At 54.7% G+C, this 17,005-nt stretch carries 15 protein-coding genes; 9 read left to right on the top strand and 6 right to left on the bottom strand.

What is annotated here, in order from left to right:
• Both map and sfsA read right to left on the bottom strand, forming a co-directional pair.
• The gene (gene map / locus J7382_RS13625) at positions 1-867 is read right to left on the bottom strand and encodes a type I methionyl aminopeptidase (protein ID WP_209069589.1); all 867 of its coding nucleotides are present in this window, start codon (positions 865-867) and stop codon (positions 1-3) included.
• A gap of 90 nt (positions 868-957) precedes the next feature.
• The gene (gene sfsA, locus J7382_RS13620) at positions 958-1,662 is read right to left on the bottom strand and encodes a DNA/RNA nuclease SfsA (RefSeq protein ID WP_209069587.1); all 705 of its coding nucleotides are present in this window, start codon (positions 1,660-1,662) and stop codon (positions 958-960) included.
• Positions 1,663-1,708: 46 nt separating this feature from the next.
• Here sfsA and J7382_RS13615 point away from each other — a divergent pair, with 46 nt between their 5' ends.
• The 6 genes from J7382_RS13615 (at position 1,709) to J7382_RS13590 (ending at position 5,819) form a co-directional block, all read left to right on the top strand.
• Positions 1,709-2,428, top strand: coding sequence for a molybdopterin-binding protein (locus J7382_RS13615; protein ID WP_209069585.1), 720 nt, complete (start codon positions 1,709-1,711; stop codon positions 2,426-2,428).
• Entirely contained in the window at positions 2,428-3,156 is a 729-nt protein-coding gene (locus tag J7382_RS13610; protein ID WP_209069730.1) for a GNAT family N-acetyltransferase, read from the top strand. Before J7382_RS13615 ends, J7382_RS13610 begins: the two co-directional genes overlap by 1 nt.
• Before the next feature lie 11 nt (positions 3,157-3,167).
• Entirely contained in the window at positions 3,168-3,740 is a 573-nt protein-coding gene (locus J7382_RS13605; RefSeq protein WP_209069583.1) for a peroxidase-related enzyme, read from the top strand.
• Positions 3,737-4,711 carry an OmpA family protein gene (locus J7382_RS13600; protein WP_209069581.1) on the top strand — a complete coding sequence of 325 codons (975 nt, stop codon included), beginning with the start codon at positions 3,737-3,739 and terminating at the stop codon, positions 4,709-4,711. The genes J7382_RS13605 and J7382_RS13600 overlap by 4 nt, the downstream gene beginning before the upstream one ends.
• A gap of 97 nt (positions 4,712-4,808) precedes the next feature.
• Positions 4,809-5,036 carry a WGR domain-containing protein gene (locus J7382_RS13595; RefSeq protein WP_058238385.1) on the top strand — a complete coding sequence of 76 codons (228 nt, stop codon included), beginning with the start codon at positions 4,809-4,811 and terminating at the stop codon, positions 5,034-5,036.
• Between the two features lie 123 nt (positions 5,037-5,159).
• Complete coding sequence (locus J7382_RS13590) at positions 5,160-5,819, top strand: histidine phosphatase family protein (protein ID WP_058238384.1); 660 nt, start codon at positions 5,160-5,162, stop codon at positions 5,817-5,819.
• A gap of 61 nt (positions 5,820-5,880) precedes the next feature.
• Here the strand turns inward: J7382_RS13590 and J7382_RS13585 are convergent, their stop codons facing one another.
• Positions 5,881-6,063 carry a zinc-finger domain-containing protein gene (locus J7382_RS13585; protein ID WP_209069579.1) on the bottom strand — a complete coding sequence of 61 codons (183 nt, stop codon included), beginning with the start codon at positions 6,061-6,063 and terminating at the stop codon, positions 5,881-5,883.
• Positions 6,064-6,191: 128 nt separating this feature from the next.
• On the opposite strand from J7382_RS13585, the gene J7382_RS13580 reads away from it, so the two are divergent.
• Positions 6,192-7,124, top strand: a complete 933-nt coding sequence (locus J7382_RS13580; RefSeq protein WP_209069578.1) for an ABC transporter ATP-binding protein — start codon at positions 6,192-6,194, stop codon at positions 7,122-7,124.
• A gap of 66 nt (positions 7,125-7,190) precedes the next feature.
• Here J7382_RS13580 and J7382_RS13575 read toward each other — a convergent pair whose 3' ends face one another.
• Positions 7,191-8,768: a DUF5928 domain-containing protein gene (locus J7382_RS13575; protein ID WP_209069576.1), complete on the bottom strand. Its 1,578-nt coding sequence runs from the start codon at positions 8,766-8,768 to the stop codon at positions 7,191-7,193.
• A gap of 147 nt (positions 8,769-8,915) precedes the next feature.
• On the opposite strand from J7382_RS13575, the gene J7382_RS13570 reads away from it, so the two are divergent.
• On the top strand, positions 8,916-9,734 hold the full coding sequence (locus J7382_RS13570; protein WP_209069574.1) for a sulfotransferase family protein: 819 nt from the start codon (positions 8,916-8,918) through the stop codon (positions 9,732-9,734).
• A 233-nt stretch (positions 9,735-9,967) separates the two neighbouring features.
• Complete coding sequence (locus J7382_RS13565; protein ID WP_209069572.1) at positions 9,968-10,873, top strand: LysR family transcriptional regulator; 906 nt, start codon at positions 9,968-9,970, stop codon at positions 10,871-10,873.
• A gap of 140 nt (positions 10,874-11,013) precedes the next feature.
• Here the strand turns inward: J7382_RS13565 and J7382_RS13560 are convergent, their stop codons facing one another.
• Together J7382_RS13560 and dnaE are read right to left on the bottom strand one after the other, a co-directional pair.
• The gene (locus tag J7382_RS13560) at positions 11,014-13,041 is read right to left on the bottom strand and encodes an NADPH-dependent 2,4-dienoyl-CoA reductase (RefSeq protein WP_209069570.1); all 2,028 of its coding nucleotides are present in this window, start codon (positions 13,039-13,041) and stop codon (positions 11,014-11,016) included.
• A gap of 354 nt (positions 13,042-13,395) precedes the next feature.
• Positions 13,396-16,914, bottom strand: coding sequence for a DNA polymerase III subunit alpha (dnaE, locus tag J7382_RS13555; RefSeq protein ID WP_209069568.1), 3,519 nt, complete (start codon positions 16,912-16,914; stop codon positions 13,396-13,398).
• Positions 16,915-17,005 lie beyond the last annotated feature (91 nt).

Below are 17,005 nucleotides of genomic sequence, written 5' to 3'. Positions count from 1 at the left end.
TTAGCCCCATGTCGGGTGGAAGAGGCCCTTTTCCGATAAGGTGAAGATGTCCACCCCATTTGAGGTGACCCCCACAGAGTGCTCAAACTGAGCAGAGAGTGACTTATCTCGCGTGACGGCCGTCCAATCATCGGCAAGAACTTTTGTCTCAGGTCTGCCAAGGTTCACCATCGGCTCGATGGTGAAGAACATTCCTTCTTCAAGAACGGGGCCGCTGCCTGCGCGCCCGTAGTGCAACACGTTGGGAGGCGCGTGAAACACCAGTCCAAGACCGTGGCCACAAAAATCGCGCACCACGGACATTCGTTGGCGCTCAACATAGGTCTGGATGGCATTGCCGATATCGCCAAAGGTGTTGCCTGGCTTTACGGTTTCAATCCCGATCATCAGGGCGTCATGTGTGACCTGAATGAGCTTCTTTGCAAAGGCTTTGGGTTTGCCTGCCACATACATCCGGCTTGTATCCCCAAACCAGCCATCTACGATGACAGTCACATCAATATTGAGAATATCACCGTCCTGAAGCGTATCATTTGCGCGCATTGGATCTTCTTTTTGTGCGCTGGTTTCCTTCTTCCATTTCGGAATAGGACTCCCAGGAATGCCATGGCACACCACGTGGTTCACGCTGATACAGCTCGCATGCTGATAGCCGCGATACCCGATCGTTGCAGATTCTGCGCCTGCGGCCCGCACTTTGCCCTCAATCAGTCGATCGAGCTCTGCTGTGGTCTGCCCAGGAAACACATGTTCAGCAATCTCATCCAGAATCTGCGCCGCAAGTGCACCAGCTTTGTGCATGCCAGCGTGATCTTCCGGAGAATAGATGCGAATGTCATCGCGTGTTTTGCGGCCTCTGCCGATCATGAGAACTGCTCCATCGCATTGTGTCCGAAGCTATGTAGGAGAATTTGCATCGAAGTACTAGAGGCACCTCAGTGCCGGTGTGTGTTGCGACTATTCTTCGAATGGTAGACGTGCGCCAATTGTGATGGCTTGAGGAGATATCACGCAACTGTAGGCAAGCACCTCTACTCCGGCTTTGCGCGCTGCATGAAAGGCGGCCACATAGGTCGGGTCTATGTCCGCAGCCAGAGATACGCGCTCTGCATCGGTGCGCTGAACAAGATAAAACATGGTGGCATCATGCCCCTGTGCTTTCATTTCCGAGAGTTCGGCTAGATGTTTGGCACCTCTTGCGGTCACACTGTCGGGAAACTCCGCCAAACCATTCTTGCGCGACAGAGTGACAGATTTCACCTCAACGTAGTGATCCGGTTTGTCCGGCGCGGTCAGTAGAAAGTCGATCCGGCTATTGGTGCCGTACTTCACCTCAGGGCGGATGCCGTCATATGCAGAAAACTCCGCAATCTCTTTGTTTTGAAGAGCGGCTTTCAGCGCGCGATTTGGCACGGATGTGTCCACGCCTGTGAAATGGCCTCCAGTATGTTCAACAAGCCGCCAGCCGAACTTGAGCTTTTTCTTTGGATCATCGTTGGGCTCAAGCCATATGCGGTTCCCGGGAATGGCCAATCCCATCATGGAGCCAGGGTTGGCACAATGGGCGGTGATTTCGGTGCCGTCTGTTAGGATGGCATCGGCCAGAAAACGTTTGTAGCGACGTTTGAGCTCAGCGGGGATAAGAGGGGTTTGAAAGCGCATCCCTCACCCCTATACCTGCGGTAGACGTCTGACAAGGAAAGCACTTATGGCAAATCCAACCGCTGCAATGCTCGTGATTGGCGATGAAATCCTATCTGGCAGAACGCGTGATGCGAATATGCACTATTTGGCCGGTGAATTGACCAAACATGGGATCTCACTGGCAGAGGTCCGTATTGTTCCTGATGTCGCTTCAAAAATTGTCGAGACCATACAAAGTCTTTCTCGCGAATATGGCAGTGTTTTTACCTCTGGCGGTATTGGCCCAACACATGATGATATTACCGCGGACTGCATTGCAGAGGCCTTTGATAAGACCATCGGCGTGCGTGATGATGCAAGAGCTTTGCTGCAGGCCCATTATGATAAATCCGGACAAGAATTTAACGAAGCCCGTCAACGCATGGCGCGCATTCCAGAGGGCGCTACACTGATCGAGAACCCTGTGTCCGTTGCTCCGGGTTTCGTTTTGGAAAACGTCTATGTGATGGCGGGCGTCCCTTCGGTGTTTCAAGCCATGGTTGCCAGCATCATGCCGACGCTGACAGGCGGTGACCCGGTTTTGAGCCAAACTCTTCGGATTGAACGGGGGGAAGGTGAGATCGCCGGACCGCTCGCTGAAATTGCAGCGAGCTACTCGGATCTTTCTATTGGATCCTATCCCTATCAAAGGAATGGGGCCTATGGTGCCAATGTGGTCATTCGGGGCACGGATGGGCAACGGGTTGATGAAGCCATGGCGCGTCTGGCTGAGTTATTTGCGTGATGGCGTTGCCTAGCTCCTCAGAGTTGTTTGATGTTCTTGATGCAACATGGCCTGCCGCCGAAAAGTTTGAAGTGGCGGAATTTGTTATTCGGGATGGTCAGGGCGGTGGAAAAAGAGCATCCGCAGCGACTAGTAAGACACGCAATTGCGTCTCTAAGGTTGATCTGGCGGAAGCTGCGATGGTGCGGCTGGGACAAACGCCTCTTTTCCAACTGCGTGATGAGGAAGACCAACTCGATCAAGCGCTTGAGGCACGGGGATACACTATTGTCGATCCAGTGGTGATGTACGCGATTCCCGTCACAGATTTGCTTGAACCTATTCCTCCGCGCACGGCTGCGATCCCTGCATGGGAGCCACTGCGCATCATGGAAGAAATTTGGGCACATGGTGGCATCGGTCCTGAACGTGTCGAGGTGATGAAACGTGTTCTTGGCCCTAAAACAGGGCTGATTTCGCGATGGCAGGATAAACCCGCCGGCGCTGCTTTTCTTGGGCTGCATAAAGGTGTGGGCATGGTGCACGCTTTGGAAATCCTACCGTTTCAACGCCGCCAGGGCGTTGCTCGGTTTTTGATTCAGAGGGCTGCAATATGGACTGCTCAGCAGGGTGGTACCCATCTGGCCGTTGTTTGTACCCGCGCTAACGAGGCCGCGAATGCGCTATATTCAGGTTTCGGAATGACCGCGGTGGGCGCCTATCATTACAGGCAAAAAATCAAGACTTGAGGGAGGTAAGTATGACGACAGTTAAAGAACCTACGGCTCTGGATATTCCTATGATGGATCCTCTGCCAGCTGAAACCCAGCGCTATTTTGAAATCTGTCAGGACAAATTGGGCTTGGTGCCCAATGTGCTGAAGGCCTACGCGATTGATGCCGCCAAACTGAATGCCTTTACTGCCCTCTACAATGATTTGATGCTGGCGGAGAGCGGCCTGTCCAAACTGGAACGCGAAATGATTGCAGTTACGGTCAGTTCGATCAACAAATGCTTCTATTGCCTCGTCGCACATGGTGCTGCAGTGCGGGAGCTTTCAGGTGATCCTGCACTTGGTGAGAAAATGGTCATGAACTGGCGTGTCGCAGATCTGGATGAGCGACAGTATGCGATGCTTGCGTTCTCTGAGAAGATGACTGTGGCCTCCAGCACCATTGAGGAGCAGGATAGACAGGCTTTGCGCGATGTCGGCTTCTCAGATCGCGATATTTGGGATATTGCCAATGTGGCAGGCTTTTACAACATGTCCAACCGCGTAGCTTCGGCGACAAAGATGGCGCCCAATGAAGAGTATCACGCGCTCCACAGATGAACTTTGCGCGCATCATAGGCTTTGTCGCGGTATTGCCCGGGGCAGCTTGGGCCTTTGAGCCTGATTTGAGTGATGCTGCTCAGATGGTTTATGGTGCGAGCAAGCCACAAACAGTCCTTGCGCTACCCACAGGGAGATTTGAAGAAGGCGGTGTTCCGACGATGCCGGTCACGGGGCTCGTGAAGCAGCAGACGTGGCGTGTGTCGAGCGGCTTTGTCGGCACCGCTGCGCTCGCGGAGACATTGGCGAAACAGGCGACGGCGCAGGGCTATGAAGTTCTTTTGTCCTGCGATGATGTGGGTTGCGGAGGATTTGACTTCAGATTCAGTCTTGATGTCTTGTTGCCGCCCAACATGTTTGTGGATCTCTCTGACTACTATTTTGTTTCTGCGAAGCGGGAAACAAATAAGGGCCCAGAAGGTGTAACGATTCTTGTAAGTCGCACGGTACAGGCCGGAATGGTTCAAATTGACACTGTTTCCCAAAGCGTGCTGCAAGACCAGGCGGCAGCAGCATCGGATGCAGCTATTGTTTCTTCTAAACGCGCGCAGGATCACACTCCAAATTCAACGGATCAAACTATGCCTCGTGTTGGATACGTCTCGCACTTAGACGAATATGGCCATGTGGTGCTTGATGATTTGGCCTTTGCCACAGGAGCCTCTAGATTATCGGATACATCCGTCGCGTCCTTGAAGGCTCTGGCCTCATTCTTGAATGGGGACGCTGGAAGGCGTGTTGCATTGGTTGGGCACACCGATACAGAAGGCAGCTTGTCGGCCAACGTAAGTGTTTCGCTGCGTCGTGCCTCTGCCGTGAGGCGCGTGTTGATTGAAACTTATGGCGTTGCGGCAACGCAGCTGGAGGCGCATGGCGCAGGCTATCTTTCTCCGATAGCGTCTAATGCTACTGAAGCCGGACGGATGGAAAATCGCCGTGTTGAGGCTGTTTTGCTAGGTGGCGGCAGTTAGTAGCATACAAATGTTCCGCTCGTGGCGTCGTTGCCTCAAGTCCCCTTCAATTCATAGGACTGTTGCACCCCGAATCACCCTGCAATAGAATCAATGCATGGCGACCTGCATTTTATATAAACCTTCGCGCACCACGGGCCCGCGCTACTATCGTGTCGAGCTTGCGATGAATCTCTTTGAGGAAGTGTCGGTTATGCGTGAATGGGGGGTCTCTGGCGGAAAAGGGCGCACCATGATCCGTATTTTCGGCAATTTGCGCGAAGCCTCCTTGGCTGCTGATGGGTACCGCAGGCGGGCGTTGCGCCGTGGATATGCGCGCGGTTGAGTAGCCTGTTTCCACGTCACAAGAGGGGCGACCTATAGCGTTGCGTACCCCTTAGCATTTTTGCTTTTCCTGTGATGCAAGCTTGGTTAGGCATCTTATGAATATTTGAGTGAGCGAACCCCAATGCCGCATATTTCTCTTGTACGCCACGGGCAGGCCAATACCGAGGCCAGAGATGAAGTCAGCTATGATAGGCTTTCCGATCTCGGACACCAACAGGCCGCATGGCTTGGAGATCACATGCGCGATAGTGGCGAACACTTTCAACGTGTCTTCACAGGCAGTATGCGGCGGCATCGAGAAACCGCCATCAGCATGAGAGCCGATCGCTTTGCAGATATCGTGGAAGACCCAAGGCTGAATGAGTTTGCTTACTTTGATCTATCTCGGTTGATGGAGACGCAATTTGGGCTGGAGGTTCCGACGGATCGCGAAGGATTTGTGCGCCACATGCCGCAGGTTCTAGACGCTTGGAAAAACGGAGCCATTCAAGGGGCTCCGGAGACATTTGACACTTTTGAGGCGCGAGTCAGGGCTGCGATGGAAGACATTGCCGCCGGCGAGGGGCGTGCGCTGGTCGTCACATCTGGGGGATTGATTGGCGCCGTGTTGCGGCAAACACTCAATCTCGATGTCGCCGGTTGGGCGCAGATGTGTCTGGCAATTCAAAACACTTCTGTGCATCGGTGGCAGATGGTGCTGGGCAAACCGCTTTTGGTGCAGTTCAACTCGGTCGCGCACCTAGAAGCACCTGAGCGACACCACGCCCAAACACATCTTTGAACGCAGGATGAAAAAGCGCCGCTAATAGCGGAGCTTGCTGTTTTGTGTCTCGATGGCAGCTTTAGGCTTGCGCCGTTTCGAAATCCTTATGGACAAACTTACAGTCACAATAGGGGCATTCTACCCAGCCAAGTTCATTGGGAATCTGTAGCCAAACACGCGGGTGACCAAGGGGACCTTCACCGCCGTCACAAGAGACGCGGTAGCTGTCGACAACTTTGGTTTCAGGCGCTGCGATGGTCATGCGCGATGTTCCTTCGGCTTAGTCAGGCGGTATCTGACGGTTGGCTATAGTAGGGCGCGGTTGTAGTACGCGTCCATATTGGTTAGGGCCAAATAATAGGCATTGCGCAGCAGGGAGCAAGAGTGGCCATGACCCAGAATGCGATCGAAATCCGAGGGTTGCAGAAGACCTACAAGGGCGGCCGTGGTGAACCACAGAAAAAGGCGCTGAAAGGGGTTGATCTCGCGATCCCAGCCGGGCGCATATTTGGGCTGCTGGGTCCTAATGGGGCCGGAAAATCCACTATGATCAATATTATGGCGGGGCTTGTGACCAAATCGGCGGGTTCTGTAAAAATTTGGGGATTTGATCAAGACGAGAACCCCAGACAGTCGCGCGCGGCAATTGGTGTTATGCCCCAAGAGTTGAACCTAGATCCTTTTTTCACGCCACGTGGGGCATTGGAGGTGCAGGCAGGGCTTTACGGTGTTCCCAAAGCGCAAAGACGCAGCGATGAAATCCTTGAACTCATTGGGCTGGAGGATAAAGCGGAGGCCTATGCGCGTACGCTGTCAGGCGGCATGCGGCGCCGGCTCTTGCTCGGCAAGGCCCTTGTTCATAGCCCGCAGGTCTTGGTTCTGGATGAGCCGACTGCAGGTGTGGATATTGAGTTGCGTCAGATGCTGTGGCGCAATGTGCGTCGATTGAATGAAGAGCATGGCACGACTATCATTCTGACGACACATTACCTCGAGGAGGCCGAGGAAATGTGTGACGAGATCGCGATCATCAATCAAGGCAGTCTTGTAGCGCAGGACAGCACTGCAAATTTGCTGGGCCAAATTGATGGAAAATGCATGGTGATACAGTCTGCTGGCGATGTGCAGGCGCTGCCTGCGGCAGAAGGGCTCTCTGTGGAGCACCGTGCGGATGGGGCTCTGGCCATATCATATCAGACCAAGACCACCTCTGCAGAAGATGTTCTTAATGCAGTCCGCGCTGCGGGCATCACAATACAAGATGTTAAAACCGAGCAAGCTGATCTCGAAGACGTATTCCTCGAACTGACCAAGGCGCGCTAAGTCGCGCCAGTTGGTTTCAAAGCGTTTCGAGGCAACTGTGAGGCATTAAGTAGACCGCTAAAGGCTTTAATCGCTGAAGAGATAGTTGGTCTGTGCGATTTCACGGGCTTTTTCTTCATTGATGCTCAAAAAGGTCATGATCGAAGCTACATGCTCAGCTTCTGGAGCGCTTTGGCTCATTCGGCCAAGGTTTTCAAATCCAGCGTCTCTGATGCGATCACTTTCATTGAATATATCGCGCCGAATGGTAGGCAGCAGGCGCTCCAATGTGTCCTTGGGCGTTTGATCTCCTGCAAGACCGATGCGAATGGCATGTCCGGTCAGGTATTCGTCAGTGAAGTCGCATTGAATTTCCAACATGCGAGTCATGGATCGATCACTGAAGAAGTCCTGCATAAACTCCAGCGCGCTCGGGTCCAGACAGATCACCAGCCGATCCGTGTTGTAATAGTCAAACAACATACGCATCAACGCCCTGCGGTGGCGGGTACGTTTGCCAAGCGTCGACTGAATGCCGCCCAAATCAGGCAATGCCGTGCCTTCTTCATTGAAGAGGTAAGCGATGGTGGGAATGTCAGTGACCTCGCCAATCTTGTCCAATAGGCGTTTGGCAACATGCCATTTCTTACAGACAAGCAGCATCAATTCACGGTCCCGCCCCAAGGTACTTTCTGCTTCCCAGAAGCGACTTGCAAAACGTTTGCCGATGCGCCCACGACCTGTGAGGAATTTGAAAAGGCTTGGCCCCTCTGCGGAGATCTGAAATGAAACTCCCTTTTCAGCGTAAAGCTGACCGAGGCGTTCTTTTAGCTCGATTGCGTCCGGGCTGATTTTTCGCGCGAAGAGAAAGTCCTGACTCAATAGCAGGTCATAGTGATCGTTGTAGAATGTGAGCGGCATTCCATAGTCTGTAAACATAAGGAATGTCAGAGTGCGCGAACGGATTTCCGGCGTGGGTACAAGATGTCTCACCAAGGTTTGAAAAAATGTCTCGTCTGGAATCCATGTGGTGCGGAAAAACCTCATCACATCGCGCCGCGTTCTTGTGAAGTCCAGAACAGCCTCAATGGTTTGGCGACGCAGGCACCACCATTGGCTACCAATCATCACTTGGATGTCAGCAGGAATTTCACGGGTGAAGCCGAGCTTCTTTTGAAGATTAAAAGTCGCGTAGAAGCGGCGTTTTTGCGTGCGCTCGTTGAACCAGTGCCGATAGATCAGGCGCTCGGCTTTCATGCCGGTTTTGATCCAGTCGCTTTCAAAAAAGTCGAAGCTTTCGATGAAGTCCACATCGTTGTCATCCAGAAAGTTATGGATGTACTCTGACGATTTGATCACCATACAGTCGCCGGAGAGCATGTAGAAGTGTGACGCGCGCGGGAAGCGTTTTACGGCTGTCTCAACGGCATACAGTGTCGCTTCTACGAGAGACCACTCGCCCCAGCCACATTTGATTCGCTTTTCCGCAAAGGCAACGTTTGGGTTGCTATCCAAAGCCTCTCGAAGCATGCGAAAATGTTCCGGCTTTGCGCGTGCGTCAAAGTGAATGGAAATATAGTCGCCAGTCGCTGTCAGGCGCTCTGCCTGCATAATGATCGCTTCGGGATCTTTGTGGCACAGAAGAATATACGCAATTCTTGCCATCTGGTGTCCTTGATCCCCACTTTGACGTTTTGACGTTATCCATTTAAAGAGGAAACGGCATTGAATAAACAGGCTTTGTTCGGAAATTTTCGATACGCATCAAGACTGTGGCAGAGAAACGAGCCATGGTGACTACGGAGGCAGACTATGGGTTTTCCCGGCACTTGGATGACTGAAAGCGAAAGCGTTGTGTATCGGGTTGTTCCGAAATGCGCCTGTTCGACCATTGGGCAAATCATGTTCTATTCGGATCATGGTGAATTTTTCGATGGGGATATCCATGATGCACAAGGGGGTATGCACAAGTGGGCGCTGGAGGGCAGCCATCAGCCGATTACCGATAACGTGCGAGAACACCGCTCTTATGCTTTCACATGTGTGAGAAACCCCTACACGCGTATCCTTTCTTCCTTCTTCGATAAAATCTGCGGCATTCAGCGCAATGGGAAGCGCTATCGCGGAAACCTTGTGCCGATGCTGATTCAGAAGTACGGCATTGAGGTCGGCGGCGACGACGGCAAGCAGGAGTTCGACCAGATTCAGAGTTTCAGACGGTTTTTGTTGTTTGCACGTGACACCATCCGTTGGCGCCGGCCGATGGATCCCGACATTCACTGGTCTGCGATGTCTGGACACATTTCTACGTTTATTGTGAACGGTGGTACCTACAACAAGATCTTTTGGACTGAACAGTTCAATGATGGCATGCAGCAAGTGCTTGATAGTATTCAAACGCCACACTGCGTCGACCTGAATGCGATTCCCCGTTTTAACGAATCGGAGGGGCATGGCCCTAAGCGTGCACACCCTGTAGAGGACTACTTCGACGATCTGTCCATGCATCTCGTCTATGAAATCTACAAACGCGACTTCCAGCTTTTCAAATACGATTTTGAGAACCCGGGGAACAAAATGCCCGTGGGAGAGATCGATTTGGATGAGGTGCACGCAAAGCTGGGAGATTAACGGCGCACTCTTTTGGGGCGCTGCACTTCCAAAGCGTCGCAGCCGGGGCCTCTTCGTTACGTGCCCGATTTAAGAGATGGTGGGCTTCCTTTGCCTTTGGAAACCGATCGTTTCTGTGTTTCCGCGTCGCAAACGATCTAAGCAAAACCCCGATATTGTCCGGCCTCTGCCCATATCCTGCCCGATTTCGGGGGCATCTCTTGTGTCCAAGGAAGACATTAGAGGACATCAAGATGGATCGCCTGACCGAAATGGAAGCTTTTGCCACCGTCGTGGATCAGGGCGGATTTACGGATGCCGCTAAGAAGATGGGCATCTCCAAGTCGGCGGTATCCAAGCATGTATCCTCTCTTGAAGCGCGTCTTGGTGCGCGACTTCTCAACCGGACAACGCGCCGAGTTTCGCCTACTGAAATTGGGCTGGCTTATTATGATCGGGCGCGGCGTGTGCTGAACGATGCCGGCGAAGCCGATGCGCTGGTCACATCCATGCAATCCGCGCCCTCTGGCCTTCTGCGTATTTCGGTGGCGACGGATTTTGGTGTGAATCACCTCTCACCCGTATTGGGAGAGTTTCTCAGTGAGTTCCCTGAAATCACAGTGAATATGGAGCTGAATAATCGCTATGTGGAGCTGATTTCCGAAGGCTTTGACATGGCCATTCGGATCGGAGAGCTTGAAGACAGTACATTGCGCGCTCGCAAGCTGACAGCGACAACGCGACGTATGATTGCCAGTCCGGCCTACTTTGAAAAATACGGTCGCCCTGAGAAGATTGATGATCTCAATCATCACAAGCTCTTACATTACTCCAGCCAGTCCAACGGCGCCGTGTGGAAGCTGACCGCCCCTTCCGGTGAAAAGCGGCAGGTGCGCACTGCGGGATGGCTTTCTGTAAACGATGGGCAGTCGCTTTTGAACGCGGCGCAAGCTGGCCTTGGCATCGCTTACCTGCCAAGTTTTCTTTATGCGGATGCGTTGGAAGAGGGTCTGGTGGAAGAAGCGATTCCTGATCTTCCAGTTGAGACGCAGGGCATCTATGCGGTTTATCCTCCTGGACGGTTTACGCAACCTAAGGTGCGGGCATTTATAGATTTTCTCGTACATGCCTTTGCTGAGAAAGGCCCTACCAACTGGTGATGGATTCCTGAATTTTCCCTAGCTTTCCTTGAAAGCACCTTGACCCGGCATGGAAGTGTCCGGGTCTCTTTTTTGCCTCGGTGAACACAACAAAAAAAGGAGCGCCAAGACGCTCCTTTTCTCATTCCATATTTTACCGCTCAGAACGTGGCGGCCAGACGTGTGCCCTGATTGATGGCACGCTTCGCATCAAGCTCTGCGGCCACATCGGCACCTCCGATCACATGGCAGGGCACGCCTTCCGCTTCCAGCGCGTCAGCAAGCGTGCGATCAGGCAGTTGGCCTGCGCAGATCACCACATTGTCGACCTCGATCACGCGTGGATTTTCTCGCGCTTCGCCAAAGGAAATGTGCAGGCCGTTATCGTCGATGCGCTCGTAGTTGACGCCTCCGATCATTTCGACGTTCTTCATTTTCAATGCGGCGCGGTGAATCCATCCTGTTGTTTTTCCGAGGCCTTTTCCAAGTGCTTTGGCTTTGCGCTGCATCAGGGTGACTTGTCGGGCTGGCGCGTGGGGTTGTGGGCCTTCTGGGGCAAGACCGCCGCGGTGCTCTGCAGGGTCAGAGACACCCCATTCTACCATCCATTCGGGCAGGTTCTCTGTGAGGCTCTCACCTTCGTGCACAAGAAACTCGGAAACATCAAAGCCGATGCCGCCTGCACCGATTACGGCAACCCGTTTACCAACTGGCTTTTTATCGCGTAGCACATCCAGATAGGACAGGACTTCGGGGCGATCCTGCCCTGGAATGCCTGGATCACGTGGGACGATACCGGTCGCGATCACCACTTCATCGTAGCCTGCTAGTAGGTCTGCGGTTGCTTCCGTGTCGAGTTTGACGTCAATTTCGAGCTCGGCAATCATGGCTTCATACCAGTCCACAAGCCCCCAGAACTCTTCCTTGCCGGGGATCTGCTTGGCCACATTCAGTTGGCCGCCCAACTTGTCTGACCGGTCGATCAATGTGACCTTGTGGCCGCGCTGCGCTGCGGTCATTGCGGTTGCAAGGCCAGCTGGGCCTGCGCCGACGATGGCAATCGACTTTATATCAGAGGTCGCGAGAATGGGCAGCTCAGTCTCATGGCAAGCTCTTGGATTCACGAGACAAGATGTGAGTTTTCCACCAAACGTGTGATCCAGGCAGGCCTGATTGCAACCGATACAGGGAGCGATATGGGCGGCTTTGCCGTCGGCGGCTTTGTTCACGAAATCCGCATCTGCAAGGAAAGGACGGGCCATGGAAATCATGTCGGCGCAGCCTTCGGCCAGCACTTCCTCGGCCACCTCGGGCGTGTTGATGCGGTTGGACGTGATCACAGGGATGCCGACCTTGCCCATCAGCTTTTTGGTGACCCAGGCAAAGGCGCGGCGGGGCACGGAGGTGGCGATGGTTGGAATGCGTGCTTCGTGCCAGCCGATGCCGGTGTTGATGATGGTGGCACCTGCTTTTTCAATCTCTTGCGCCAGCTGCACCACTTCTTCATGGGTGGAGCCATTGGGCACCAGATCAATCATCGACAGGCGGTAGATGATGATGAAATCTTCGCCCACAGCCTCACGACAACGGCGCACCACTTCGATGGGCAGGCGGATGCGGTTTTCATAAGAGCCGCCCCAGCGGTCGGTGCGCTTATTCACATGGCTGACAATGAACTGATTGAGGAAGTAGCCCTCGCTGCCCATGATCTCCACACCGTCATATCCGGCTTCTCGGGCGCGCACTGTTGCGGTGACAAAGTCTTGAATTTGCTTCTCAATACCCTCTTCATCCAGCTCCTTGGGTGGGAAGGGAGAGATCGGGGATTTGATGGCAGAGGCGGATACGCAGTTGGGTCCGTAGGCATAGCGGCCCGCGTGCAGGATCTGCATTGCGATCTTGCCGCCAGCTTCATGCACGCGGCCTGTGACGACTTTGTGATTGGCGATGTCCTGCTCTGTAAACAGGCCCGCAGCACCGGGGAAAACGCCGCCTTCTATCGAGGGGGCCATGCCGCCTGTCACGATCAGCGCCACGCCGCCACGGGCGCGTTCGGCGTAGAACTCCGCTACGCGGTTCCAGTCCTTGGTTTCTTCAAGACCCGTGTGCATGGAGCCCATCAGGACGCGGTTTTTCAAAGTGGTAAAGCCCAGATCCAACGGGGCGAGCATATGCGGGTAAGTTGTCATAGGTGCCTCCAGGGTGCCTCCTCATATTTGCGCTTGACCAAAACGTAAAGCGGGGCTGCTGTCACCCCCCGACGCCGCGTCAGACCGTTGAGGAGTATCCGGGGGCGTTGCGCCTTTGAAGGGGGCGTTAACCACAAAATGACCCGTCGGTATCGCGTCTGTAGTGCGTCGGTATCGTGGAGGTGGATTTTCTGGCCGTGCAAAAACCTTGGGGCGGCGCGCGCGCCGTGTTGCCAAGCGGAGGCCATGGGGGCTTGCGCGCCCGTCAGGCTCAAGGCGCAGCCTTGAGCCCGGCCCAAGGCCAAACAAGCGGCCATGGCCGCTCAGGATTGGGGGCGGGAGAGCCTCCGCCGCTCAGACCTCCTCGACGGCCATCACCCCTTCCACGGATTTCAGCGCGCTTTTGATTTGAGGGTTCACCGGGAAGCCCGCGCCCGCGTCAATTTCCACTTCACCGGGCAGCTCCATATTGGTGAGGCAGAACCAGATCGGTCCCTTTGGCATATTTTGCATGGTCTCCTTGGCGCCTTCCAGAATATTGGCCACCGGTCCCACGGCGCTGGCGTCATCCAGATAGATCTTGAGACCAGAATTACCTGCATCTGCCACAATGGTTTCCACGGGGGTCATGGATTGCGCCAGCAGCTTGAGCTGATCGCTCTCCATTTCCGCTTTCACCGTCACAACAACTTTAGAGCCCACTTCCAGATATTCGCGGCACTTCTCCAAGGTGTCAGAGAAGATGGTGACCTCGTAGGCCCCTGTGGGATCAGACAGCTGCGCAAAGGCAAATCGGTTGCCGCGTGCAGATTTGCGTTCTTGGCGGCCAGAAACCCGTCCGGCCAGTTTAGCAATACAGGGGCCGCCGCGCGCTTTATCGGTGAGCTCGTCCAGCGTCATCACCTGTTTGCGCTTCAGTGGGGCCATATAATCTTCGAGCGGATGGCCTGACAGGAAGAAGCCAATCGCTTTGGCCTCCTCATCCAGCCGCTCTGCCTGCAGCCAGTCGCCGGCAGGGGAGAGCCGGGGTTCTGGCAGGTCGTCGCCCGCTTCCCCGAAGAGCGAGACCTGATTGGAACTTTTCTGCTCATGGATGGCGGCGGAGTAGTTCACCAGCCCGTCGAGGCTTTCCATCACCCGGCGGCGGTTGCCATCGAGCTGATCAAAGGCGCCGGAGCGTGCTAGCATTTCCAGAGGGCGCTTGCCCACTTTCTTGAGATCCACCCGGCGGGCAAAATCAAACAGCGTGGCAAAAGGCTTGTCGATGCCATCAACCTTGCGCCCCTCGGTCACCAATTTCATGGCTTCCAAACCGACGTTCTTCAGTGCCCCAAGCGCATAGACCAGCGCACCATCGACCACCTTGAATGTCGCATCAGAGCGGTTCACGCAGGGCGGCACATAGGGCAGTTTCAGCGCCTTTTTGACTTCTTCAAAATAGATGGCAAGTTTGTCTGTGAGGTGGATATCGCAGTTCATCACCCCGGCCATAAATTCCACCGGGTGGTTGGCCTTCAGCCAGGCAGTCTGATAGCTCACCACCGCATAGGCGGCGGCGTGGGATTTGTTAAAGCCGTAGTTGGCGAATTTTTCCAGAAGGTCGAAAACCTCAGAGGCTTTCTTGGCGGGAACCCCGTTTTCGGCCGCGCCTTTTTCGAACTTGGGCCGCTCGGCGTCCATCGCCTCTTTGATCTTTTTACCCATGGCGCGGCGCAACAGGTCCGCTCCGCCAAGAGAGTAGCCGGCCATGACCTGCGCGATCTGCATCACCTGTTCCTGATAAACGATGATACCCTGTGTTTCCTCAAGGATGTGGTCGATCAGCGGGTGGACCGATTGAATCTCGCGCAGCCCGTTTTTGACTTCACAATAGACCGGAATGTTTTCCATCGGGCCAGGGCGGTAGAGCGCCACAAGCGCAACGATGTCCTCGATACAGGTGGGTTTCATGCGCTTGAGCGCATCCATCATGCCGGTGGATTCTACCTGAAACACGGCCACGGTTTTGGCGGCGGAATAAAGAGCATAGGTGGGTTTGTCATCCAGCGGGATGGCGTTGATCTGGTTTTCGGCACCCTCGGCAGGCTCATAAAGCTGGGTGCCATCGGCGGCCACATGCAGCGGGCGGTTTGAGCTGTGGATCTGCTCAATGGCGTTTTGAATGACGGTCAGGGTTTTCAGGCCCAGAAAGTCGAATTTCACCAGTCCGGCCTGTTCGACCCATTTCATATTGAACTGGGTGGCGGGCATGTCAGAACGCGGATCCTGATAGAGCGGCACCAGCGCGTCCAGTGGTCGGTCGCCAATCACCACACCGGCGGCGTGGGTTGAGGCGTTGCGCAACAGCCCTTCAACCTGCTGACCATAGGTCAAAAGCCGGTTCACCACCTCTTCTTTCTGCGCCTCTTCACGCAGACGCGGCTCTTCTTTCAGGCTGTCGGCGATGGACATGGGCTTCACGCCTTCCACCGGTATCAGTTTGGAGAGGCGATCCACCTGCCCATAGGGCATTTGCAGCACGCGCCCGATGTCGCGCACAGCGGCTTTGGACAGGAGCGCACCAAAGGTGATGATTTGCCCCACTTTGTCGCGGCCGTATTTTTGTTGCACATATTTGATGACCTCCTCGCGGCGGTCCATGCAGAAGTCGATGTCAAAGTCGGGCATCGACACCCGTTCCGGGTTGAGGAAGCGCTCAAACAGCAGGGAATAACGCAGCGGGTCAAGGTCGGTGATGGTCAGCGCATAGGCCACAAGGGATCCCGCACCAGAGCCCCGCCCGGGCCCCACCGGAATATTGTGGTCTTTGCCCCATTGAATAAAATCTGCAACAATCAGGAAGTAGCCGGGAAAGCCCATGCCTTCGATGATACCCAGCTCAAAGTCGAGCCGTTCCTGATATTCCTCCACGCTGACCGCATGGGGGATCACCGCCAGCCGTTTCTGCAGGCCTTCGTTGGCGATGCGGCGAAGCTCTGCCACCTCGTCATCGGCAAATTTCGGCAGAATCGGATCACGGCGATAAGTGGCAAAGGCACAGCGTTTGGCGATTTCCACCGTGTTTTCAATCGCCTCAGGGAGATCGGCAAAAAGCGTGATCATCTCTTCCTGAGACTTGAAATAATGCTGTGGAGTCAGGCGGCGGCGGCCGTCCTGTTGATCCACATAGGCGCCTTCTGAAATACAGATCAGCGCATCATGCGCCTCATACATATTGGTGGTGGGGAAGTAGACATCATTGGTGGCCACCAGTGGGATCCCCATGGCATAGGCCATCTCCACAAAGCCCCGCTCTGTCAGCCGCTCAGCTTCGGGTTTGCCATCCTCACCGGGGTGGCGTTGCAACTCCACATACAGCCGGTCGGCAAAGATCTCCTTGAAGCGCGCCATCATGGTTTCTGCTGCGGCGCGTTGCCCGTCGCGCATCATCCGTCCCATGGGGCCATCCGGCCCACCAGTGAGACAGATCAACCCCTCTGAGCGCTCCGCCAGCTCCTCAAGCGTGACTTGCGGCAGCTGGCCTCCTTTGTCCACATAGAGACAGGAGGAGAGCTTCATGAGGTTTTCATAGCCCTGCTCAGTCTGACTCAGCAGCACGATGGGCGCCGGTTTTGGCGCTTGTGTGCGCCCGCTCGGGTCGTCATGGGGCATATGCAGATCCACCTGACAGCCCACGATGGGCTGAATGCCCGCGCCTTGGGCGGTCACCGAGAATTCCAGTGCCGCAAAAAGACTGTTGGTGTCAGTGATGGCCACCGCTGGCATGCCCATATCGGTGCAAAGACCGGGCAGCTTCTTAGCGCGCACGGCCCCTTCCAGCAGGGAGTATTCAGTGTGCACGCGCAGGTGAATGAATCGAGGATCTGTGGTCATTGCGCCAAGCTATCTTAGCGCGCAGGGCGAGGAAACCGCAGAGGCTTCATTTGGCCAAAAATATCCCGCGCTGGCCACATCACAGATGTGG

The organism is Shimia sp. R11_0, assembly GCF_017744035.1.
GTDB lineage: Bacteria > Pseudomonadota > Alphaproteobacteria > Rhodobacterales > Rhodobacteraceae > Shimia > Shimia marina.
This window is presented reverse-complemented; position numbering and strand designations above follow the sequence as displayed.